We start from the raw sequence: 23112 nt of genomic DNA on the forward strand, positions 1-23112 counted from the left end.
TGTCTCGGTGCCGGTAGATGTTCTTTGGTGTGTGCGCGGCCCGCGGTTGCGCGAGCCTGGAGGGGCCAGTATAGAAAAAGCCGGCTGGCAGAGGACTGAAACAATCAGGCCGCCTTGTCGGCGGCCTGTCGTCTGCGTGTGATGCTTCTGGCGCTTAGCGGGCCGGGCCGATGCGCGGTTCGACGTAGCGGTCGCCGCGGGGTTCGCCACGGACTTCGCCACGGACCTCACCACGCACTTCGCTGCGCGGCTCGCGGCGCCCATCGTCGCGCGGATCGCGCGTGGGGCGGGTCGCGGGGCCTTCCAGAATTTGCGCCTGTTCGGCCACCATCGCGATCTTGCCGATGCGATTGTGGCGAATTTCAGACAGTGAGCGGCGCAAGTCGCCTACAGTGAAGGGCTCTTGGCGGTCGCCCCACGTCCAGCGCAGCACGCCAAGCGATTCTTCCGACAGGTTCGGCGCCAGTTCTGCCAGCACATCGGTACCCACCGGCGTTGCCGCGCCCGAGGCCAGGCTGGCCGAAAACCAGGCGCGCACCGAGAAGAAGACGATCAGCGTCCAGATACCGGCGACGACCCACCAGATATACGGATTCACCTTCTGCGCCATGTCCAGGGTGGGCTGGCCCAGGCTATGCAGGAAGTCGTAGTTCATGCGTTTGCCGAAATCCAGTATCCACGAGGCGACGAGATACCAAAGGACGACGGCGACAGCGATGACTATCGCGCGCACAACGAGTCGGGGAAGCGCCAATTTGAGCAGGGTCTGGCCGATAAGTCGGCTGTCCTGGCGAACGCTTGCGGGCGAAGTCAGATTCATCATGCAAAATATTGTACCTATGACCCGTCCAATTTTAGAACTGCGACCTGGCCAGCATTTGACGCTGACCCCTCAGCTACAACAATCGATACGATTGTTGCAGTTGTCTACGCTCGACCTCGAGGCCGAGATCTCGCAAGTGCTCGCGGACAACCCGCTGCTGGAACGTGAAGACGACACGCCGGCTGCCGAGGCGCAAGCCGAATCCGAGCGCGAATCTTCCGTGCAGGACGACGAGCCCGCGGCCGAACGCGACACGCCGGTGGACGAAATGCCGGGTTCGGGCGGGGTCTATTCCGATGAAGATTCCGGCCCGCCCGAGGCAGCGCGCCCGGATACGCTGCGCGAGCACCTGCTGGGCCAGCTGATGCTGACGCGCGCGGCGCCGCGAGACGCCGCGCTGGCGGGGCTGCTGATCGACGAGCTGGATGAGAACGGCTACCTGGGGTCTCCCCTGGAAGAAATCCTCAGCTGGCTGCCCGCCGAAATGGAGCCCGACCTGGACGAGCTGCGCGCGGCGCTGTCGCTGTTGCAATCGTTCGACCCGGCGGGCATCGGGGCTCGCGACATGGCCGACTGCCTGCTGTTGCAGCTGCGCAACCCCGACCTGACCCGCTTGCCCGAAGCCGCCGACCCCGCCGTGCTGGCGTGTGCGCGGCAGATCTGCGCGCAGCACCTGCCGCTGTTGGCGACCGGCAACGCCGCCCGCCTGTGCGCAGCCGTGGGCTGCGACGACCCCACCTTCCGCGCTGCGCATTCGCTAATCTTGCGGCTGGAGCCGCGCCCGGGCCGCGCCTGGACCGTGCCGGCCGCCGACTACGCCGTGCCGGACGTCATCGTGCGCAAAACCCGGCGCGGGTGGCAGGTGACGCTGAATAGCGCCGCCGTGCCGCGTTTACAGATCAACGGGCTGTACGCGCAGATGCTGAGCAATCAGAAGGAGTCGGCGCACGCCGGCCTGCAATCCCAGTTGCAGCAGGCCAGATGGATGATCCGCAACGTCGAACAGCGCTTTGACACGATTCTGCGCGTCGCCCAGGCCATCGTCGAACGCCAGACCGCGTTCTTCAGCCAGGGGCCGTCAGCGATGCGTCCGTTGATTTTGAAAGACATCGCGGGCGAGCTCGGGCTGCACGAATCGACCATTTCACGCGCCACAACGCAGAAGTACATGCTCACTCCGTTTGGCACGCTGGAGCTCAAGCGCTTCTTCGGCGCGGGCGTTTCCACGGACGGCGGCGACGCCACCTCGGCCACTGCGGTGCAAACCTTCATCCGCCAAATGGTGGCCGATGAGAACCGCGCCAAGCCTTTGTCCGACAGCCAGATCATGCAAAAACTGGCCGATCAGGGGATAGTGATTGCCCGCCGGACGGTGGCAAAGTACCGCGAAGCGTTGCGGATTGCCCCCGCAACGGTGCGCAAGGCGCAGGCCTCGGCGCGTTGAAATAGGGGACGAATCTTTTTGAGATTCGTCCAATGTTTCAAGGGCTTGCGTGACAAATCCGTTGCAAATTTTTTTCGCGCAGGGGACTTGTCTTTGCTCGAATAATTTTCGATAATCATTCGCATGTACATTTGCGTATGTAATGCCATCACCGAACGCCAAGTCCGCGCCAGCGTGGACGGAGGCGCGACGACCCTGTCCGACCTGCAATTCGAGCTGGGCGTAGCCACGTGCTGCGGCTGCTGCGCGGCAACCGCCGCCGAATACCTGCCAGGCGGCCGCTGCTCCAGCGTATGTGACGTCCGCTCCATTGCCGTTCCGGTCAACGCTCCTGCCACGCTCGTGGAATCGGGTGCAGCTGCCAACAACAGCAGCTTCCCCATTCCGCTGGTCGCCGCAGGCTGAGCGTGACCCGCCCTTACCGGCTCGCTGCCTGACGCAGCGGGCCGCGCTGTTTTTGTACCCGCATTCCCACCGCATTTCCTCCCGCAAGATCCCCCCGCTTTCTTAAAACCTCCCGGCAGTTGCGATCCGCCCGCTGATGGCTTGCGCGCGCCTGGGCAGGCGCGCAGAATGCCTGCTCCACGCGGCATGCGTGGCGCCCTGTCCACCTGGATCTCCGATGAAGGCCACGCCTGCCGTTTCAACCGCCTCGACCGCCAACGGCGCGCCGGGGATCAGTTGGGTGCCGATCGCCGCATTCTGCTTCTTGTGGAGTTCCGCCTTTGCCGCGGCCAAGATCGCGGTGCGGGACTGCCCGCCCCTGACGCTTCTGACCATTCGTTTCCTGATCGCAGGCGCCCTGATGCTGGGCATCGCGGCGGCCAGCCGCCAAGGCAAGCGGCCCAGCGCGCGTGACCTCGTCGCGCTGATTCTGTTGGGCGTGCTGAATAACGCGCTGTACCTGGGCCTGAGCTGGTCCGGGATGACCACCGTGTCATCCGCCTTCACCGCCGTGCTGATCAGCACCAACCCCTTGTTGATTGGCGTGTTGGCGGGGCCAGTGCTGGGTGAACAGCTGAGCTGGCGCAAGCTGCTGGGCTTGTGTCTGGGATTGGCGGGCGTGGCGCTGGTGCTGCGGTCGCGCTTGAGCGGCATGCAGGAGGACCTGCATGGCACGCTGCTTGTCACGGGTGGCCTGATTGCGCTCGTGGCCGGTACGCTGCTCTACAAGCGCTTGAAGCCCCAGGCGGGCCTGTGGACGGCGACTGGCATTCAATCGTTGGCGGCGGCCGTGGCCTTGCTGCCTTTTGCGCTGATGAACGAAAGCCTGGGCGATGCGCGCCTGACCGCGAGCCTGGCGTGGAGCATGGCCTACATGATCGTGGCGGTGTCGATGGGCGGCTACTACCTATGGTTCATGATCCTGACGCGCGCCAGCGCCACATCGGCCAGTGCGCTGCATTTTCTGATGCCGCCGCTGGGCCTGTTGTTTGGTTGGCTGGTGCTGCGCGAACCGGTGTCGTGGCTGGATTTGCTGGGCATTGTGCCGATCGCATTCGGCATCTGGTTGACCACGCGCAAAGCGGCCTGATCGGCTCGCCGGACAAAATGTGATGTTTTGGCGCGTTTGGGTTGCCGATATGCAACGACGCACATAACGCCATCTTCAGGCCGATATTGTTCGCTTGGATGCGCGATATTGAACATTGCCCGCACAATATAGGGACCGATTCCCGCGCCTCAATGCCGCACAGGCCGCATAACCCTTGCCTGGTCTGTGCAAGGCATCACGCACGCATACTCATTCTCATTGGCGTATCGCTTTCTTGTAGCGGTTCTAAAGCGGTTTACCAAATGCAGCGCAAGGCTAGGCGCGGCCTGCCGGCTGATGGTAGTCTGCCGGGGTTGCGTACGCGCGGCATCGTGCGCTCCTCTGTCGCGATGCACTCGCGTCGCGCCTGACTGCAAGGAGTCCATTATGAAAGGCGACAAAACCGTCATCCAGTTTCTGAACAAGCAACTGACCAACGAACTGACGGCCATCAACCAATATTTCCTGCATGCCCGCATGCTGAATCATTGGGGCTTCGACAAGCTGGGCAAGCACGAGTACGAAGAATCCATCGGTGAAATGAAGCACGCGGATCGCCTGATCGCCCGCATCTTCATGCTGGATGGCCTGCCCAACCTGCAAGACCTGCACAAGCTGCTGATCGGTGAAGATGTGCCCGAGCTCTTGGCTTGCGATCTGAAGCTGGAACAAGCCGCGCATGCCACCGTCGTGGAAGCGATTGCCTACTGTGAATCGGTGCGTGACTACGTGTCGCGCGATCTGTTCCAGGACATCCTGGACGACACCGAAGAGCACATCGACTATCTGGAAACGCAGATCGATCTGATCGACAAGGTCGGCATCCAGAACTACCTGCAAAGCCAGATGTCCGTGCCTGAATAACGCGCACGCGTTATCTGCCAAGGCAAAAATAATGGCGCCCCACGGGGCGCCATTATTTTTTGCGGAGTCAGTTGCGGATTGCGCTTACTGCGGGCGGGCCGGGCATTCGGCCATCGTGCCCCAGGCGCGGTTCGGCGCACAGTATTTATTGCGCGCGTTCCACGAGCACGACGGGCGTTCGAAGAAGCCTTGGGTTGCGCACTGGGCCAGTTCGCGCTTGAGCGCGTCTTGCCAGCCGGGGGCGCCGGGCGCCGGCGACGTGTTGGGCGGGGGCGGAGGCGCTTGCACCATTTGGGGGGTGCCGTAGCCTCCCGCTTGCACCTGACCGCCATTGATGGCGGTAGAGGTGCCCGGAACTTGCAGATCCATGGTGGTCACGTCCGACGTGCCAGAAGGCAGCGGCACTTCAGAAGCGGCCGCGATTTCGCGGGCCTGTTCCGGCGTGATGCGTTCTCGGGAAAGTTTGACGGCCGGGTCGCTGACGGTGTCGAACAACGACACGGTATTGACCTGCCATTGCCGGTCGGCCGGTTTGTCCGGCACACCCAGCGTGCCGTCAATGCGCGGCTGCGGCGGCTGCGCCACATACGGACGCCCGTTGGCATCCAGAACGGGCTGCTGTGAAGCGGCCGCGTCCTGACCAGGAGCCGGTGCGGCGGGCGGCGCATGCGCCACCAGCCAGTCACCCAATTGAATCCCGCCCCAGGCCGACGCGCCAAGCGCGATCAGGAGCGTTGCGAATAATAAACGCCAAGACATTGCTACCCTCATCTGCCATGCGGAACCCGAACGGGTTTACGCCTTGTCCCCGAAAACCTTGCCGCCGTGTTCGCGCATGGCATGGAATTTCACTTCGGGATACAGATCCTCGGCTACGCGCAACTGCGCAGGGGAACTGATCAAAAACGCCGCCGCATCGACGACATCATAGGCGATATGAGCCGCATTGGCATCCATGAACTTGCGCAGCGCCTTCGGGTTTTCAGACGTAATCCAACGTGCCATTGTGTAGCGGGAAGGCAGCATTCTGGCGTCCGCGCCGTACTCCGTTTTGAGCCGGTGGGCGACCACTTCGAACTGCAGTTGGCCGATGGCGCCCAGCAGCAAGGAGCCGCCTGCCGCCTCGGGGCGGAACACCTGAATGGCGCCCTCTTCACCCAACTGGGTCAGGCCGGTACGCAGTTGCTTGGTGCGCAGGGGGTCCTTCACTTCCACCGCCTGGAACAGTTCCGGCGCGAAGAACGGCAGGCCGGTGAATTGCAGCGTTTCGCCTTCGGTCAGTACGTCGCCCAGTTGCAGCACACCGTGGTTCGGAATACCGATCACGTCGCCGGCATAGGCTTCGTCCAGCAACTCGCGCCGCTGCGACAGGAACGACACCACGTTGTTCGGGCGCATTTCCTTGTTGGTGCGAGCCACCTTCAAACGCATGCCGCGTTCAAAGCGCCCGGAGCTGACGCGCACGAAGGCGACGCGGTCGCGGTGGGCGGGGTCCATGTTGGCTTGCACCTTGAACACCACGCCGGTGAACTTGGGCTCTTCGGGCAGCACTTCGCGTTGCAGCGCCATGCGCGGGCCCGGGGGCGGCGCGTGGTCGACCAGCGCATCCAGCACTTCCTGGACACCGAAGTTGTTGATGGCCGAACCGAAGAACACCGGGGTCTGCTTGCCGGCCAGGAACTGCTCGCGGTCGAACGCGGGCGCGGCTTCGTTGATGAGTTCGATCTCACCGCTGGCCTGGTCGAATGCCGAGCCGTAACGGCGGGCGATTTCGGGGTTGCTCAGGCCTTCGATGACGTCGTCGTTGTCGGAACGGCGTTCTTGGCCGGGGCGGAACACGCGCATGCGGTCGCGGCGGATGTCGAACACGCCGCCAAACGACTTGCCCATGCCCACCGGCCACGAGAACGGCACGGCGTCCATGCCCAGGTGGCCTTCGATTTCAGACAGCAGTTCCAGCGGCTCGCGCACTTCGCGGTCCATCTTGTTGATGAACGTGATGATGGGCGTGTTGCGCGCGCGGCAAACCTGCAGCAGGCGGATCGTCTGGGGTTCCACGCCGTTGGCGGCGTCGATCACCATCAGCGCGGCGTCCACCGCCGTCAGCACCCGGTAGGTATCTTCAGAGAAGTCCTGGTGGCCCGGGGTGTCGAGCAGGTTGATGACGCAGTCGCGGTATTCCATCTGCATCACCGAGGACGCCACGGAAATGCCGCGTTGCTTTTCAATTTCCATCCAGTCGGACGAGGCGTGGCGCGACGCTTTGCGCGCCTTCACGCTGCCGGCAATCTGAATCGCGCCTGCGAACAGCAACAGCTTTTCGGTCAGCGTGGTCTTACCCGCGTCAGGGTGGGAAATGATGGCGAACGTTCTGCGCCGCGCGACTTCTTGAGGGATATTCATGATCGGGGGATTCTACTTAACGCCGCATCTTCCAGCCGGTGCGGTCCGGCGACGTGCATGAAACGCATGGGGCACGCACCGTTGCCGGTGCGTGCCCCACGGGGTCAGCGTCAGGAATGACGGCGGAATGACGCCAGGAACACGCCCGCCAGGATGAACAGCGAACCGAAGGTCCGGTTCATCCAGCGGATGTGCTTGGCGTCTCGCAGCATGCGCAGCACGCGTGCGGCCAGCAGCGTGTACACGCCCATGGCCACGAGGTCGGTAAAAGCCAGCGTGGCGGCCAGCGCGGCGTACTGAGGGGTCAGCGCCAGCGCCGGGTCCACGAATTGCGGCACCACGGCCAAGAGGAACACCGTGCCCTTCGGGTTCATGGTGTTGATCAGGAACCCGCGCATGACGAGTTCACGGATCGAGGCCTGCTTGGGGTCACCCGCATCCACCGCGACGGGCGCGGCGTCGGTGCGGATCTGGCGCACGCCAAGATAAATCAGGTAAGCCACGCCCAGGTACTTGACCACATTGAAGGCCATTTCAGACGTGGCCAGCACCGCGCCCAACCCGACGGCCACGACGACGAATTGGAACAGGATGCCCATGATCAGGCCGGCCGTGTTCCAGTAGCCGCGTGCAAAGCCGTACTTCAATCCGGAAGACATCGCGGAAATCGCGCCCGCCCCAGGTGAGAACGAAATGGCCCAGGAGGCCAGGAAGAACGTCAACCAGGTGGATAAAGGCATGATGCGCGGGTCCTTGGATCGCAGGATGTGGGTGCCGGGATATTACCTGCTTGGAATTACTTGCCGAGCAGCGCTGCGCGCGGACCGCCGGACGGGCGGCCCGAACCGCCGTTGCCAGCCGGACGGCCAGAGCCCTCCGGACGGCGTTGGCTTTGCTGCGGACGGCTTTCGCCGCGGCCGGCGTGCGCCGGACGGTCAGCAGGCTTGCCATCGCGCGCGACGCCATTGCCACGGCCTTCGCCGCCAGCACGGGCAGGCGCCGGGGCGCGTCCGCCCGCAGCGGCGCGGGCTTGGCCTTGTGCGGGGCGCGAACGGCCGGCGCCGGCGCCGCCGCCACCATTGCCGCGGCCGGCGTTACCGCCGCGGCCGCCGCCGCCATTGCGATTGCCGCCGCGCGGGCTGCGCGCGTCTTCATCGCGTTCCTGGCGGTCAAAGGCGGCTGCGCTGGTGGCAGGCGGAGTCCAGCCTTCCACGGGCTTGCGCTCGATCGTCTTCTTGATCAGGCGTTCGATGTCCTTCAACAGCTTGATTTCGCTGTTGTCGACCAGCGAGACCGCGGCGCCGGTGGCGCCTGCGCGGCCCGTGCGGCCGATGCGGTGCACGTAGTCTTCCGGCACGTTGGGCAGTTCGAAGTTCACCACTTGCGGCAGCTGGTCGATATCCAGGCCACGGGCGGCGATGTCGGTTGCGACCAGCACCGTCACGGTGCTGTCCTTGAAGCCGGCCAGCGCACGGGTACGGGCGGATTGGCTCTTGTTGCCGTGGATCGCGGCGGCGGTCAGGCCGTCCTTGACCAGCTTTTCAGCCAGGCGGTTCGCGCCGTGCTTGGTGCGCGTGAACACCAGCACCTGATGCCAGCCGCTTTCACGGATGATGTGGCTGATCAGGTCGCGCTTGTGGTGCTGTTCGACCAGGTGAACCGTCTGCGTGACGAGTTCCGTGGCGGTGTTGCGCGGGGTGACCGAGACTTCGCCCGGGTTGTTCAGGACGCCGCGCGCCAGCGTGCGGATTTCGTCCGAGAACGTGGCCGAGAACAGCAGGTTCTGGCGTTGCTTGGGCAGCAGCGCGAGAATCTTGCGGATGTCGCGGATGAAGCCCATGTCCAGCATGCGGTCGGCTTCGTCCAGCACCAGGATTTCCACGCCCGACAGGTCAACCGTCTTCTGGCCGCAGTGGTCCAGCAGACGGCCGGGGGTGGCCACCAGGATGTCCAGCGGCTTTCGCAGCGCGGAGATCTGGGGGTTGATGTTGACGCCGCCGAACATCACCATGGACGACAGCGAGGTGTACTTGCCGTAGGTTTGCACCGATTCCGCCACCTGCGCGGTCAACTCACGCGTCGGGGTCAGGATCAGGCAACGGGGGCGGCCAGGCTTGCGGCCTTCCGGCTTCTGCTGCGACAGCAGATGCAGAATGGGCAGCGTGAAGCCGGCGGTTTTGCCGGTGCCGGTTTGCGCAGCGGCCAGCAGGTCGCCGCCTTTCAGCACTTGAGGAATGGCTTGGGCTTGAATGGGGGTGGGCGCGGTGTAGCCGGTTTCGGCAATGGCGCGCAACAGGGAATCAGCCAGCCCGAGGTCGGCAAAAGGGGAAGAGGTAGTCAAAACAACTCCAGCGGCAGCCCGTCGCTCAAGTTGAGAGACTCCAATCCAGGCGGACGAATAAGGAGAAAAGGGAAGCGCCCTGATGGGCGAAGCTTGGCAGCGAAGGGCCTAGCGGACGTGTGCAGATTGGCAAAGCACACGGCGGGATTGTAGCTGATGTGGCGGTGCAGCACCGAATGGATTACGCACCGCAGTATCACCAAGTAACAAATTGCAGTGCCTCTGAACCAAATAAGTGTTTTCCCTAGGCTGCACTCCCTATAATCCGTGCGCTTATATCCATTTGAAGAATAAAGGATCGCTATGAAGAAATCGGCACTAGTGGGCGTGGTCGTCGTTCTGGGCGCGGTATGGACGGGCACTGCCTGGTTCACGGGCCAAAAGGCCGAGGACTTCGTCAAGCAGTCGATCGACAACGCCAACGTCGAACTGAAGAAGCTCAGCGACCAGTGGGGTATCGCATCGGCCGTTGAGCTGGTGTCGTTTGAACGCGGCGTGTTTTCGTCCACCGCGCGTTACCGCGTGAAGTTCACGACGCCCGCCGCTGAAGGCAAGCCTGCCGAAGACCGCGATCTGGTGTTCGTCGAGCACCTGTCGCACGGCCCCCTGCCCCTGTCGAACCTGAAGTCGGGCGCCTTCATGCCCGCCATGGTCGCCAGCGACTTCGCGCTGGAAGAGACCCCGACCGTCAAGGAATGGTTCGCGGCGTCCAAGGGCGCAACGCCCGTGACCGGCCACTACAGCGTCAGCTATGGCAAGAACATCAGCGGCAAGTTCAACATTGCGCCCGCCGAAGTCGCCAAGGGCGACACCAGCCTGACGTTCTCGGGCATGACGGGCAACGTGGATTACGCCACCGGCACCAAGCACGGCGTCTTCGACCTGAAGACCGACAAGCTGGTGCTGGCCGGCCAGACCGAAAACAGCGACATCGTCGGCATGACCCTGCAAGGCATCACGCTGACCAGCGACATGACGCCGTCGGCCAATGACCTGTACGTGGGCAGCCAGAAGCTGACGTTCAAGGACTGGACGATCACCTCGAAGGAAAAGCCGCCGGTTCAGTTCAAGGACACGTCGATTGCCGTTGACGTGACGGAGAACGGTTCGGCCGTCGGCGCCAAGATGGCGCTGGACTTCGGCATGATCAACGTGCAGGCCAAGGACGTGGCCGGCATGAAGCTGGCCCTGGACTTGCAGAAGCTGGACGCCAAGGCGTTCAAGGCGCTGAACGACGTCTATGAAGCCGCCTCGCGCCGCATGATGCAAAGCAAGGGCGAGCAGCAATCGCCTGAGTTCACGCCCGAAGAGCAACAGGTGCTGAAGACCAACGTTGAGCTGCTGCTGGCTGGCAACCCGACGCTGGCCGTGGCGCCGCTGGAAGTGCGCACCGCCAATGGCACGTCGACGTTCAACCTGAACCTGGACCTGGCCAAGCCGGCGTCCATGGAAGGTGACCTGTCTGACACGCTGACGCAGGCCGTGCGCAAGCTGGACGCCAAGCTGGTGCTGTCCAAGGGCAACCTGAGCGACCTGATGGCCATCGAACCGCAAATGCGCGGCGTGCCGGCCGAACAAGCCGTGCAAACCGCCAAGGGCCAGGCCGAAATGGTCGGCACCATGGCCACCGCAATGGGCATGGCCAAGGTCGAGAACAACAACATCGTCACCTACCTGAACTACGCGGATGGCCAAGTGGACTTCAACGGCAAGAAGATGCCGGTTGAGCAGTTCCTGATGATGGTCATGAGCGGCGCGATGGGTGGTGCGCGCTAAGGCGCAGGCAGTCACCGGCCAAGCCAATTAAAAAGCCGCCGCGTCCGATGGGCGCGGCGGCTTTTTTTATGGTTGATTGAACCCGGCGCGGTTCAGAACGGCAGCGCGCCCGCGGCGACCTCGCCATTGCGCAGCACCGCCACATGAAAGCGCTTGTCGGCCGCCTTCAGAATGTCTTCCGTGGGGTCGCCCTGCACCAGCAGCAGATCAGCCACCTTGCCGTCGGCGATGACGCCGTGTTCCGTCAGGCCCATCAGGTCGTGGCCGCGGGAGGTGCCGGCGATCAGCGCGTCGATGGGCGTCATGCCGAACTCCACCATGTAGGCCAGCTCCATGGCGTTTTCGCCATGCAGGTTGAAGGGCGTGCCTGCGTCCGTGCCCATCGCGATGCGGCCGCCTGCCTTGTAGTACATCTGGAACGATTCACGATGGCGCTGTTCAACGGCGCGCGCCTTTTCCACCGCGTAGGCCGGGATGCCGTTGTCGGCGTTGGCGATGATGTTGCGCACTGCCGCGATGGTGGGCACCAGATAGGTTTCGGCTTCCAGCATTTCGCGCAGGCAGTCGTCGTCCATAAAGATGCCGTGTTCGATGGAATCAATGCCCGCGCGCACGGCATTCAGAATGCCCTGCGTGCCTTGCGCATGGCTGGCCGTGCTTTTCCGAAAGCGTTTGGCTTCGTGCACGCCCGCCTTCATTTCATCGAAGCTGTAGTGCGCATCCATCGGGCTCACGCCCGGCGTCATGACGCCGCCCGTGGCCATGATCTTCACGAGATCGCAGCCGGCATGCACTTGTTCGCGCACGGCCTTGATCACGTCTTCACAGCCGTCGGCGACGCGGCCGATTCGGTTGCCGTGTCCGCCTGTCATGCAGATGATGCGGCCGGACGCTTTGATGGTGGGGCCGGGAAACACGCCGCGCGCAATTGCGTCGCGCACGCCGAATTCCAGATAGTCCTTGCCGCCACAGTCGCGCAAGGCGGTGACGCCGCCGCGCAGGCTGGCCTGTGCGTTTTCCAGCGCGGTCAGTGTGATCTGCGCCGGCCCCTGCTTGCTTAATTGCGCATTGGGATCGGCGCCGCCTGTGTAGACCAGATGCACGTGGCAGTCCGCCAGGCTGGGCATCAGCGTCATGCCGGTGGTGTTGACCTGCAAACCCGCATAGCCTTCGAAGGCGCTGGCGGGCGCCACGCGCGCTACCCGCTTGTCTTCGACCAGCACGCCGTGATCGCGCAATACCTTGCCCTCGCCATCGAAAACCTGGCCGCCGATGAAGAGGGTCTGTCGTGTCGCCGTCATGTCTTGCTCCGATTGCGCCTGGGCGTCAGCCTGCGACAACATCCAGCCCCTGGCGGGACATGGTTTGCAGGCGCGGCATCAGCCCAAGCAGGTGTTGGCTGTAAGGGTGCTGCGGGTGATCGAACAGGCTTTCCGTTTCGGCCACTTCCAGCAATTCGCCGTAGCGCATCACGCCCACGCGGTCGCACATCTGGCGAATCACGGGCAAGTCGTGGCTGATGAACAGCATCGTCAGGCCCAGCTCTTCTTGCAGGTCTTTCAGCAGATTCAGAATCTGCGCCTGAATGGAAACGTCCAGCGCCGACGTGGGTTCATCGCAAATCAAAAAGCGCGGACGCGTGGCGAGCGCGCGGGCAATACAGATGCGTTGGCGCTGGCCGCCCGAGAACTCGTGCGGGAAGCGTTCGGCGGCGCGGTCGCCCAGGCCCACCACATCAAGCAGGTTGGCGACGATGCGTCGCGTTTCAGCTTCGTTGGCCGCCAGCTTATGGAAGCGGATGGGCTCGGCAATGATGTCCAGCACGCGCATGCGCGGGTTAAGGGATGAGAACGGGTCCTGAAAGATCATCTGAATCTGGCGGCGGAAGGGGTTCAGCTGCTTCTCGCCCTTGAGCGCCGTGAGGTCAGTGCCGCCAAACGTGACCGAGCCTTCGGATGGCGTGTACAAGCCGGAGATCAGCCGCGCTACCGTGGATTTTCCCGAGCCGGATTCGCCCACCAGCCCGAAGACCTCGCCTTCGCCAATGGAGAAGTTCACGCGCTTGACGGCATCCAGCGTGCGCTGGTTGCGCTTGAATAGCGCGCTTTTCAGCACGAAGCGCATGGACAGGTCGCGCACCTGCACCAGCGGGCCGCTCGTCTGCACGCCGAAGTCGCGCCGCTGGCCCAGCCAATGCGTGGCCAGATCCAGCGGTTGCGACGGCGTCTTCACGTCTTCGATATAGGTGACCAACGGAAAGCGCTTGAGCTTGATGTCAGGGCGCGGCACGGCCGAAATCAGGCTGCGCGTGTACGGATGATCGGGGTCGCCCAGAATCTTGGCCGTGGGGCCTTGCTCGACGAGCTTGCCGTGATACAGCACCGCCACGCGATCGGTCACATCCGCAATCACGCCCATGTCGTGCGTGATGATGATCATGCCCACCTGTTCTTCGCGGCACAGCTTCTTCAAGAGCTCAAGAATCTGCGCCTGAATGGACACATCCAGCGCCGTGGTGGGTTCATCCGCAATGATGACTTCGGGCTCGCAGCACAGCGCCAGCGCAATCACTACGCGCTGCCGCATGCCGCCCGAGAACTGATGCGGATATTGCTTGACGCGCAGTTCCGGCTGATCGATGCCCACTTGCACCAGCAGCTGCACCGCGCGTTTCTTCGCTTCGGCGTGCGACAGGTTCAGGTGCACCTGCATGGTTTCCACCAGCTGGCTTTCCACCGTCTGAAGCGGGTCCAGCGACGTCAGTGGGTCTTGAAAAATCATGCCGATGCGGCGCCCGCGCACCTTGCGCTTTTGCGCGGGGGTCAACGTATCGATGCGTTCGCCGTTCAGCAGCACAGAACCGCCGGCCAAGCGCCCGGGCGCTTCCAGCAGGCCGATGACCGCGTTGCCGATGGTGGACTTGCCCGCGCCGGACTCGCCCACCACGCCCAGGATCTCGCCCTTTTCCAGGGACAGCGATACGCCGTCCACCGCCACCAGCGTGCCGCGGCGGCTGGGGAATTCGATGCGGATATCTTCAATGTTCAACAGGGCCATGACGTCCTCAGCGCAGCTTGGGGTTGAGCGCGTCGCGCAGCCAGTCGCCCAGCAGGTTGACCGATAGCACCAGCGCTACCAGCGCAATGCCAGGGAAGATCGAAATCCACCACATGCCCGAGAACAGATAGCTGTTGCCGATGCGGATCAGCGTGCCCAGCGACGGCGCTGTGGGCGGCACACCGACGCCCAGGAACGACAGCGTGGCCTCGGTGATGATGGCGATCGCCAGGTGAATGGTGGCGATGACCAGCACCGGGCCCATCACGTTGGGCAGGATGTGGCGGCGCAGGATGGTGAAGGGGCCGATGCCGATCAGGCGCGCCGCCTGCACGTATTCCTTGTTGCGCTCGACCAGCGTGGAGCCGCGCACGGTGCGCGCGTACTGCACCCAGCCCGAGATGCCGATGGCGAAGATCAGCACATACAGCGCCAGCTGGTCGTGCATGTCGCGCGGCAACAGGCCGCGCGCCACGCCGTCGATCAAGAGCGCCACCAGGATGGCCGGAAACGACAGCTGCACGTCTGCGATACGCATGATGAAGCTGTCGATACGGCCGCCGGCGTAGCCGCTGATAAGGCCGAGCGTAACGCCCAGCACCATCGAGAACAGCACCGACGCGAACCCCACCAGCAGCGACACGCGCGAGCCATACATCACGGCCGACAGGATGTCGCGGCCCTGGTCGTCGGTGCCCAGCAGGAAGTCGGGGCTGCCGCCCTCTTCCCAGGCCGGCGGCGTGTTGGCGTCCATGATGCTGAGCGAGGCCAGATCAAACGGGTTATGCGGCGCGACGACGGGCGCGAACAGCGCGCCCAGCAAAATGATCAGCGTGACGATGGCGGCGATGATGGCGCCGGGCGAACGCTTGAAGCTGTGCCACAGGTCGCTGTCGGCGGCGCGGGCAAACATTGGAGCGATGCGAGCAATCATGTTGATTCCCTTATTTGCTCTGCACGCGCAGACGCGGGTCCACGGCGAAGTACAGCAGATCGACGACCAGGTTGATGACCACGAACATGAAGGCGATCAGCACCAGATAAGCCGCCATCACCGGGATGTCGACCATGCTGATGGCCTGGATGAACAACAAGCCCATGCCCGGCCACTGGAACACCGTTTCGGTGATGATGGCGAACGCGATGATCGAACCCAGTTGCAAGCCCGTGATGGTAATGACGGGCACCATTGTGTTCTTTAACGCGTGGCGGAAATTGATGAGCCGTTCCGGCAGGCCGCGCGCGCGTGCGAACTTGATGAAGTCGGCGCGCAGCACTTCCAGCATCTCGGCGCGCACCAGCCGCATGATCAAGGTCATCTGAAACAACGCCAGCGTGATGGCCGGCATGATCAGCGCCAGCCATCCTGATTTGGTCAGAAAGCCGGTGGTCCACCAGCCCAGGCTGACAACATCGCCGCGTCCGAAGCTGGGCAGCCATCGCAGCTGCACGCCGAACACAAGAATGAGCAGGATGCCGATCAGGAACGTGGGCAGCGAGATGCCGGCAAGCGACACCGCCATGAAGGTCTTGGACAGAATGCCGTGGCGTTTGAGCGCGGTGTAGATGCCCATGGGAATGCCCAGCGCCAGCGCCATCACGGCGGACACGAAAGACAATTCCAGCGTGGCGGGCATGCGTTCTTCAAGCAATTCGCTCACGGGCCGGCGCTGACGGTAAGAGATACCGAAATCGCCTTTCGCGGCGTTGCCGACAAAGCGCGCGAACTGCACCACGAAGGGGTCGTCCAGGCCGAGTTGTTCGCGCAGCTGCGCGCGTTGTTCAGGCGTGGTGTCCTGGCCGACCATGCTGGCGATTGGGTCGCCCACATAGCGGAACATGGAGAACGCGATCAGCGCCACCGTCAACATCACCAGCACCGACTGGATAAGCCGTTGCGCAATAAAGGAAAGCATTATCGGGTGCCCTCGTTTGCAGATAACGCCGGGCCGCGTTTGCGTAGAACGCTTGAAAGCGAAGCTGGGCCAGGTGCGCCCGGACGGCTTGCGCCATCCGGGGCATACAACGTCAAAGGTTTACGGCAGGTTTACGGCAACACCACATCGCGCAGGTCGAGCACGTCGTCGGCGCGTTGGATGACCTTGATGTTGTCTTTCACGCCCCACGACATGGGCTGCTGGTGCAGCGGCAGGTAACCGAAGTCGCTGCGCACAATTTCAAAGGCTTCCTTGATCATGGCGTTGCGCTTGGTCTGGTCGGTTTCGACGCCGATCTTATTCGTCAGGTCGTCGACCTTCTTGTTGCAGTAGCCGCCCAGGTTGAACTGGCCAGCCGCCGTCTTCGCATCCCGGCACGCCGCCAGGTTCAGCAGCGCGTTGTGCGCATCGGTGGAGCTGGGCGTCCAGCCCAGCATGTACATGCTGGTCTGGTTACCGGCTTGCAGCAGGATCTTGCCGAAGTACTTGGACTTGGTCTGCGCCAGCAGGTTGATCTTGATGCCCACGCGCGCCAGCATGCCGGCTACCGCCTGGCAGACCTTTTCGTCGTTGACGTAGCGGTCGTTCGGGCAGTCCATGGTGACGGTGAAGCCCTTCGGGTAGCCCGCTTCGGCCAGCAGCTTCTTGGCGCGTTCGGGATCAGGCTTGTACGGGGCGCCGTAGGAATCGGCGTAGCCGTTGATGGCGGTGGCCACCAGCGAGCCCAAGGGCTTGGCCGCACCGCGCATGATTTTCTCGTTGATGGCCTTGGTGTCGACTGCCAGCACGACGGCTTCGCGCACCTTCGGGTCCTTGAAGGGGTTCTTGCCCTTCACGTCCGAGAACAGCAGTTCGTCGCGGTCCTGGTCCATGCCGATGAAGATGGCGCGCGCTTCGGGCGCCGTCAGCGGCTTCACGCCCTTGGCGTCTTCCAGGCGCTTCCAGTCTTGCACAGGCACCGGCTGCACCAGGTCCATTTCGCCAGAGATCAGCGCGGCCACGCGCGTGGCTTCCTGCGTGATCGGCTGGAAGATGACCTCGTCCACATTGGTCTTGATGTTCTTGTTCCAGTAGCCGTCATAACGCTTGAGCACCGTCTTCACATCGGGCTGGCGCGAGACCAGCATGAAGGGGCCGGTGCCGTTGGCGTTCAGGTTGGCGTAGTTGCCCTGGTTGTCGCCTTTGACGTTGGTGGCTTCAGTCGTCTTGTTCTTCTCGGCCCACGTCTTGCTCATGATGTACAGGAACACCCATTCGCGCGGCAGGATCGGGTTGGGCGTGGGGGTGGTGACTTCGATGGTGTAGTCGTCCACCTTCTTGATGTCGGAGGCCTTGGCGCCGTAGCCCTTCATGTCGGAGCCCGGGGTCAGGCTGCGCTTCCACGAGAAGATGACGTCGTCCGCGGTGAAGGGCGAACCGTCATGGAACTTCACGTCTTTGCGCAGCTTGAACACCCATTTGGTGGGCTCGGGGTTTTCCCAGCTTTCGGCCAGCAGCGGCGTCAGTTTCAGGTTGCCGTCGTAGCCCGCCAGCGTTTCGTAGATGTTGCCCTGGAAGCCCAGCGTGAAGGTCTCGTTCAGCGCCATCGGGTCCATCGATGTGGCGTCGCCCTGATAGGACCAGTGGAAGGTCTTGGCGGCCGCGCCGGCGCTGAACGCCAGCGATGCGGCAATGGCGGCCGCCAGCGCAGCTTGCTTTAGGTGGGGAAAAGTACGCATAGCCCTCGTGCTCCGTTGGTGCGCGTGTCGCGCGACAGAAGTGATAGGGCCCCGGCCCCTGTGGGACTCGGGGCATGGCGTTGCTGCTTACGACGAAAGACGGTGTTGGACGGGGCGGCGCGCGGCGCGAACTGCGCACGGGCCGTTCAGGGCGATGCCGGGAATCACTGCCGAGGACTTCGACTTCACGATGGACCCAACCCCTTGTGATTGTCATGACGGGGACGGACCCACGCCGATGCAGATCGAATCTTATAGAGCGATTCGTTTAAGCGTCAATCGGTTTGGATTGGGGTTAGTCCGCGCTTGCCGTCAGCGTTGAATGGTGCGTTTGGCGCGGCTTGCGGCGGGGCGGATCAGGGGGCGGATGGCGGCGCGCTGGCAAGGGTTTTCGCCAAGTCGCGCACCATGCGCTTGCGGCGATCGCTATCTTCGTAGTGCTTGCCCAGCGCTGACCATTCGGGCCGGCTGCGTGCCTCTTTCAGTGCGTCGGGCAACGGGCCTTTGCGCCACGCGTCATCATCCGGAAGGCGTAGTGTCAATGGCTCGCGCGCGGCGTGGCCGCGGCGTTCCAGGGCGCCGATCAGTTGCCGCTGGCGTAGCGCCAGCAAGCGCAGCACGGCGTCGTCCACACTGATCTCGCGCCAGCCGCGCAGCTTGCCCGCCACGCGCTTGCCCAGTTTTTCAACGCCCTGCCACAAGCCGCCTGCCGCGGCGCCGATCAGCATGCCGGTGCCCAGGCTCAAGCCCGCGCTGAACAGGTCCACGGCCGCGCCCGCCATTGCGCCTGCCGCCGCGCCCATGCCCACCTGCACGCCCATGTCTTTCAAGGCCTGCGGATGAAAAAGGTCCATGCCCCAGCGCTCGCCTTGCAGCGGCAGCGCGTCGTCGGTGACATCGGCGGGGCGGAAGTTGTAGAGCGCAAGCAAGGCGTTCACGCAGGCTTGTTCGCGCTGGCGCACCTGGTCGCGCAATTGGTTCGACGTGGCGGCCAGCGCGTCGTCGTCGCTGGGGCTAGACAGATGCAGCGCGGCCACATCGATGAGCAGATCGGCCAGCAGTTCGTAGGCGGCGTCGTGGCGTTGGCGGCGTTGCGCGGACAGGCTGTCGGACAGCTTTGCCAGCGCGGCGGCATGGCGGTCGAGCAAGACGCCCAGCTTGGCGTACAGCTGTTGCTCGCCGTCCAGCGGCGGCGCGACGGTGTCGAACTCCACCACCGCATGCAGGCCCAAGCGCGCCATTGCGCCACGCCATTCATCGGCGCGGTGCGCGGGCGCGTTGACGAAGTTCAGAACGGGCAGCAAAGGCCGGCCGCAAGCAGCCAGAATCGAGAGCTCGTCGCGATGCTTGCCCAGCACCGGGTCGCGCGCATCGATGACGTACAGCGCGGCGTCGCAGTCCAGCATCTTGGTCAGCACGCGGGCTTCTTGCTCGAAGCGTCCGTGCGCCTCAGGCGTGTCCAGAAAGCGGCGGATGCGCGCGGGGCCGTCCAGGCGTTCGTCGGGGCTGCCAAGCCGTTCCAGGTATTCCAGCAACGCGATGCTGTCTTCCATGCCCGGCGTGTCGAACCATTCGAGCACGGCGCGTCCGTCCAGCCGCAAACGCGCGCCTTCGACATGGCGCGTGGTGCCGGGGCTGTCGGCCACTTCGCCAAACGTGGTGTCGCGTGTCAACGTGCGCAAGAGCGAGGTCTTGCCGGTGTTGGTGTGGCCTACCAGCGCGATCTTGATCAGCTCGTCAGCCATGGCCGGACTCCAGCCACGCGAGCGGCGCGGCAGGCGTTTGCAGGATGGCGTCGGCGCCCAGGCCCAGGGCCAGCAGCCGCTCGCGCCACAACGCGGCGCGTGTGGCCTGCGCCGCGGCGCCGGACGGCGCGATGAGCCAGACGCGGGTGTGCTGCGCGTGCGCGGACAGTTCGGCGATCAGCGACAAGGTGCCGCGGTCAGGCGTCTGGCGCGCGTCGCAGGCGATGACCAGGCGCGAGGCCGCGGCCTCGGCCAACGCATCCAGCACGCGGTTGCGCTCTTCGCGCGTGTCCAGATTGCCGGCGGCCTGGATGCCCGCAGGCACGTTGGCAGGCGGCCAGGGCAAGTCGGGGGGCAGTTCCAGCCCCAACAGCACAGGCTGGCCCGCCAGGCCCGACAGCGGCGCCGATTGCACGCGGGGCTCGTGCAGCGGGTCCACAGGGCGGTCGATGCCGGTGGACTGCACGGGCGGTTCAAGCCGATCGCGCAGCGGCGCGAAACCGGCCAAAGAGGGATCGATGCGCAAGGCCCGCAGCGCGCGCAGCGTGGCGACGGCGCACAGCGCGCCAGCCAGCAGGCGGGGCAGGATGCCGTAGACAACCACCACGCCGATCAGCCACAGCGACCATTGCACCTGCGCATCGGCGGCGAGCGTTTGCGTGCCGTCGCTGGCGAGGATGATGGCGGCGTCGGGCATCGGAAAGCCCAGATGCGCGGGCAGCCAGCCGATGGCTTGCGTCAGCCAGACGAAGGTGTCGGGCGCCAGCAGCGTGGTGGCCCAGACGAAGCGGTAGCTGGCGGTGGACAGCACCACCAGCAAGGCGGCCAGCGCGGCGCACAGCGCGGTCAGCCACAGCACATGGCTGATGGCGCCGAACAGCCAGCGCAACGCGCCTGCGCGCGCCAGCAGGTTCAGGAAGGCTTGCGGCACCAGCGCGCTGTCTGGGCCGCGCGCGAGCTTGCGGGTGGCCCAGAGCCACAGACGGCCCAGACCTGTCATGGCGGAGGCCCGGACGAGGAAGCTGGCCAGCCACAACAAGAAGGTCAGCGCGTGCAGGCCGAGCAACGCGCCCAGCGCCCACAACACATTGACGGGCCGGGCGCCGTCGCCCAGCGCGCCCAGCGCCACGCCAATGCCCGACAGCAGCGCAAGCATGAACAACGCCGCCAGCATCGCTTTGGCGCTGCGGCTCCAGGTGTCGACGAGTGTGGTCAGGTGTTCGCGTTGCGCCAGCAAGCCGGCGCGGGCGAGGATGCGGGAAGGCAGATCGGTATCCAGCTGCCGCACGCGGCGTACGGCGTCGGCGTCATCCAGCGGACCCCAATGGGTTTCGCGCAGGCGGATGAGTTCAGCCAGCCAATGCGCGCGCAACGGACGCGGCGCGGCGGGGCCGGCCAGAGGATCAAAATCGCGAGAGATCGAAGACGGCATCGCGTCGGGAGCAAGCGCGGTCGGGCCGCGGCGTCAGGCCGTTGAGGCGGTGGGCCATTGTAGACCGCGCCTGCCGGGTTCAGTGCTGGCGGCGGGCGCTGCGGTATTGGCCGGGCGTGACGCCGACTGCGTCGCGGAACACGCGCGACAGGTGGCTGGCGTTGCCGAAACCGCTGGCCTGCGCGATGCCGGCCAGGTCGCCCTTGCCGGCCGCCAGCAAACGCCGCGCGTGCGCCAGCCGGCGTGCGCGCACCCACGCGTGCGGCGGTTCACCGAACGAGGTGTGGAACATGCGGGCGAAGTGATAGGTGGATAAGGCGGCCACCCCGGCCAGCTCGTCCAGCGTCAGGGCCTCGTGCAGGTGCGCGTCCACATAGTCCATGATGCGGCGGCGCACGGCCGGCGCCAGGCCGCCGCGCGCGGGCTGCGCGGTCTTGCGGGTCACGCCCTGGATCAGCAGGTGGTGCAGCACGGTTTCGGCGGCGCTGCTGGCGGCCAGCCGGTCTGCCGGTTGCGCCCAGTGGGTGCCCAGCAACTGCCGGCACACGTCGATCAGCGAGTCGTCCTGGATATAGGTGCGGTCGCGCAGTTCCAGCGTGCGGGGTTCGCAGTCCAGCCGCATCACGGCTTCGCGCGCCAGCCGTTCGGGCGAGATGTACAGGTGCAGAAAATGCACGGTGTCGTTCATGCACCAGCGCGAATAATGTTCCGCCGGCAGCACGCAGAACTTGCCGGCGCCGCCATGCAGCGTGTCGCGGCCGACGCGGAAGGATTTGTCGCCGCCATGCAGGTAGAGCGACAGCGTGTGGTGGCCGGGCGAGTCATAGCCCAGCGTCTCGTGTGCGCTGCGCGCCCATTGCGAGATGGCCATTCCTTCGCCCAAAGGCGCGGCGCGCTCCAGCGTGGCGGTGGAGCGCGAAAGCGTGCGGAAAACGGAGAAATCGGCCGGGGCCGAGGCAGCGGAACCCATAGGGATCAAATGCTACTGCGATCTGGCGCGGGCCGCGCGGGCGCGGACGCAATAACCGCAAGAATCGGCAATCGCGGATGAGTGCTCGGGCGCACACTCGCGGCCAGGCGATTCGGGTTTGACGGGTCGGCCTGGCGTCCCCTTTTTCTTGGCCATTGCATCGTGAATCTCTTTCTGTATTTCCTGACCGTCGTCATCTGGGGCACCACCTGGATCGCCATCAAGTTGCAGCTTGGCGTGGTGGCCATTCCGGTGTCCATTTTCTATCGCTTCGCGCTGGCGGGCCTGGTGCTGTTCGCCGCCTTGCTGCTGACCCGCAAATTGCAGAAGCTGGACCGGCGCGGACACTGGCTCTGTGTGGGCCAGGGGCTGTGCCTGTTCTGTTTGAACTTCCTGTGCTTCTACACCGCCACGCAATGGATTCCCAGCGGGCTGGTGTCTGTGGTGTTTTCGGCGGCGACGCTGTGGAACGCGCTGAACGCCCGGCTCTGGTTTGGCACCCGGATTGCGCCGCGCGTGATGCTGGCGGGCGCGTTCGGCTTTTCGGGCCTGGTGCTGCTGTTCTGGCCGGAGCTGTCCAGCCAGGTGGCCAGCCACGAAACGCTGCTGGGCCTGGGGTTTGCGCTGCTAGGCACGTTCTGCTTTTCCACGGGCAACATGCTGTCGTCCTTGCAGCAACGGGCGGGCATACGCCCGCTGACGGGCAACGCGTACAGCATGCTGTATGGCGCGGCGATCCTGTTGGCGGGCTGCCTGGTGGCGGGCCTGCCGTTTCAGTTTGACCGGTCCTCGCAGTATGTCGGCGCCCTGCTTTACCTGGCGATTCCGGGGTCGGTGATTGGCTTTACGGCGTATCTGACCCTGGTCGGCAGGATGGGTCCGGCACGCGCCGCCTATTGCACGGTGCTGTTTCCGGTGGTGGCGCTAAGCGTGTCGACGGTGGCCGAAGGCTATCAATGGACACCGGCGGCGCTCGCGGGGTTGGCGCTGGTGATGGTGGGCAACCTGCTCGTCTTCACGAAGTGGTCGCCGTTTTTGCGCCGGCCGTGCGTCGCGCGGTGACGTCAG

Annotated in this window: 19 protein-coding genes; 6 read left to right on the top strand and 13 right to left on the bottom strand. The window is 64.5% G+C overall.

What is annotated here, in order from left to right; all coding sequences use genetic code 11:
• Positions 1 to 154 precede the first annotated feature (154 nt).
• Positions 155 to 823, bottom strand: coding sequence for a hypothetical protein (locus tag ACFZAI_RS17045; RefSeq protein ID WP_391568024.1), 669 nt, complete (start codon positions 821 to 823; stop codon positions 155 to 157).
• On the opposite strand from ACFZAI_RS17045, the gene rpoN reads away from it, so the two are divergent.
• From rpoN to bfr, 4 genes are all read left to right on the top strand, one after another.
• Positions 822 to 2267 carry an RNA polymerase factor sigma-54 gene (gene rpoN / locus ACFZAI_RS17050; protein ID WP_391568025.1) on the top strand — a complete coding sequence of 482 codons (1446 nt, stop codon included), beginning with the start codon at positions 822 to 824 and terminating at the stop codon, positions 2265 to 2267. The genes ACFZAI_RS17045 and rpoN overlap by 2 nt on opposite strands.
• Before the next feature lie 123 nt (positions 2268 to 2390).
• Positions 2391 to 2672 (top strand): bacterioferritin-associated ferredoxin, encoded by a 282-nt coding sequence (locus tag ACFZAI_RS17055; RefSeq protein ID WP_050448875.1) that lies wholly within the window; start codon positions 2391 to 2393, stop codon positions 2670 to 2672.
• Positions 2673 to 2889: 217 nt separating this feature from the next.
• Positions 2890 to 3801: a DMT family transporter gene (locus ACFZAI_RS17060; RefSeq protein WP_391568027.1), complete on the top strand. Its 912-nt coding sequence runs from the start codon at positions 2890 to 2892 to the stop codon at positions 3799 to 3801.
• A gap of 387 nt (positions 3802 to 4188) precedes the next feature.
• Positions 4189 to 4665 carry a bacterioferritin gene (gene bfr / locus ACFZAI_RS17065; RefSeq protein WP_006216785.1) on the top strand — a complete coding sequence of 159 codons (477 nt, stop codon included), beginning with the start codon at positions 4189 to 4191 and terminating at the stop codon, positions 4663 to 4665.
• An 84-nt stretch (positions 4666 to 4749) separates the two neighbouring features.
• On the opposite strand, the gene ACFZAI_RS17070 is transcribed toward bfr, so the two are convergent.
• The 4 genes from ACFZAI_RS17070 to ACFZAI_RS17085 all read right to left on the bottom strand — a co-directional run bounded on the left by ACFZAI_RS17070 (position 4750) and on the right by ACFZAI_RS17085 (position 9409).
• Entirely contained in the window at positions 4750 to 5436 is a 687-nt protein-coding gene (locus tag ACFZAI_RS17070) for a hypothetical protein (RefSeq protein WP_391568028.1), read from the bottom strand.
• A 24-nt stretch (positions 5437 to 5460) separates the two neighbouring features.
• A complete protein-coding gene (locus ACFZAI_RS17075; protein WP_391568029.1) occupies positions 5461 to 7068 on the bottom strand; it encodes a peptide chain release factor 3 in 1608 nt (535 codons plus the stop codon).
• 110 nt (positions 7069 to 7178) lie between these two features.
• On the bottom strand, positions 7179 to 7808 hold the full coding sequence (locus ACFZAI_RS17080) for a LysE family translocator (RefSeq protein WP_391568030.1): 630 nt from the start codon (positions 7806 to 7808) through the stop codon (positions 7179 to 7181).
• A 56-nt stretch (positions 7809 to 7864) separates the two neighbouring features.
• A complete protein-coding gene (locus ACFZAI_RS17085) occupies positions 7865 to 9409 on the bottom strand; it encodes a DEAD/DEAH box helicase (RefSeq protein WP_391568031.1) in 1545 nt (514 codons plus the stop codon).
• Positions 9410 to 9712: 303 nt separating this feature from the next.
• Between ACFZAI_RS17085 and ACFZAI_RS17090 the strand changes: the two genes are divergently transcribed.
• The gene (locus ACFZAI_RS17090) at positions 9713 to 11185 is read left to right on the top strand and encodes a YdgA family protein (protein WP_391568032.1); all 1473 of its coding nucleotides are present in this window, start codon (positions 9713 to 9715) and stop codon (positions 11183 to 11185) included.
• Positions 11186 to 11277: 92 nt separating this feature from the next.
• Here ACFZAI_RS17090 and ACFZAI_RS17095 read toward each other — a convergent pair whose 3' ends face one another.
• The 8 genes from ACFZAI_RS17095 to ACFZAI_RS17130 all read right to left on the bottom strand — a co-directional run bounded on the left by ACFZAI_RS17095 (position 11278) and on the right by ACFZAI_RS17130 (position 22044).
• Positions 11278 to 12486, bottom strand: coding sequence for an amidohydrolase family protein (locus tag ACFZAI_RS17095; protein WP_391568033.1), 1209 nt, complete (start codon positions 12484 to 12486; stop codon positions 11278 to 11280).
• Positions 12487 to 12511: 25 nt separating this feature from the next.
• Positions 12512 to 14242 carry an ABC transporter ATP-binding protein gene (locus ACFZAI_RS17100; RefSeq protein WP_391568034.1) on the bottom strand — a complete coding sequence of 577 codons (1731 nt, stop codon included), beginning with the start codon at positions 14240 to 14242 and terminating at the stop codon, positions 12512 to 12514.
• Between the two features lie 7 nt (positions 14243 to 14249).
• Positions 14250 to 15176: an ABC transporter permease gene (locus ACFZAI_RS17105; RefSeq protein ID WP_054421016.1), complete on the bottom strand. Its 927-nt coding sequence runs from the start codon at positions 15174 to 15176 to the stop codon at positions 14250 to 14252.
• A 10-nt stretch (positions 15177 to 15186) separates the two neighbouring features.
• Positions 15187 to 16158 (bottom strand): ABC transporter permease, encoded by a 972-nt coding sequence (locus ACFZAI_RS17110; RefSeq protein WP_391568035.1) that lies wholly within the window; start codon positions 16156 to 16158, stop codon positions 15187 to 15189.
• A 131-nt stretch (positions 16159 to 16289) separates the two neighbouring features.
• Positions 16290 to 17897, bottom strand: coding sequence for an ABC transporter substrate-binding protein (locus ACFZAI_RS17115; RefSeq protein ID WP_391568036.1), 1608 nt, complete (start codon positions 17895 to 17897; stop codon positions 16290 to 16292).
• 356 nt (positions 17898 to 18253) lie between these two features.
• On the bottom strand, positions 18254 to 19642 hold the full coding sequence (locus ACFZAI_RS17120; protein WP_391568037.1) for a GTPase/DUF3482 domain-containing protein: 1389 nt from the start codon (positions 19640 to 19642) through the stop codon (positions 18254 to 18256).
• Entirely contained in the window at positions 19635 to 21074 is a 1440-nt protein-coding gene (locus ACFZAI_RS17125) for a DUF2868 domain-containing protein (protein ID WP_391568038.1), read from the bottom strand. Before ACFZAI_RS17125 ends, ACFZAI_RS17120 begins: the two co-directional genes overlap by 8 nt.
• Before the next feature lie 79 nt (positions 21075 to 21153).
• Positions 21154 to 22044, bottom strand: coding sequence for a helix-turn-helix domain-containing protein (locus ACFZAI_RS17130; RefSeq protein WP_391568040.1), 891 nt, complete (start codon positions 22042 to 22044; stop codon positions 21154 to 21156).
• Positions 22045 to 22206: 162 nt separating this feature from the next.
• On the opposite strand from ACFZAI_RS17130, the gene ACFZAI_RS17135 reads away from it, so the two are divergent.
• Positions 22207 to 23106: a DMT family transporter gene (locus ACFZAI_RS17135; RefSeq protein ID WP_391568041.1), complete on the top strand. Its 900-nt coding sequence runs from the start codon at positions 22207 to 22209 to the stop codon at positions 23104 to 23106.
• Positions 23107 to 23112: the final 6 nt, after the last annotated feature.

Source organism: Achromobacter sp. NPDC008082 (assembly GCF_042957345.1).
Taxonomy (GTDB): domain Bacteria; phylum Pseudomonadota; class Gammaproteobacteria; order Burkholderiales; family Burkholderiaceae_B; genus Achromobacter; species Achromobacter kerstersii_A.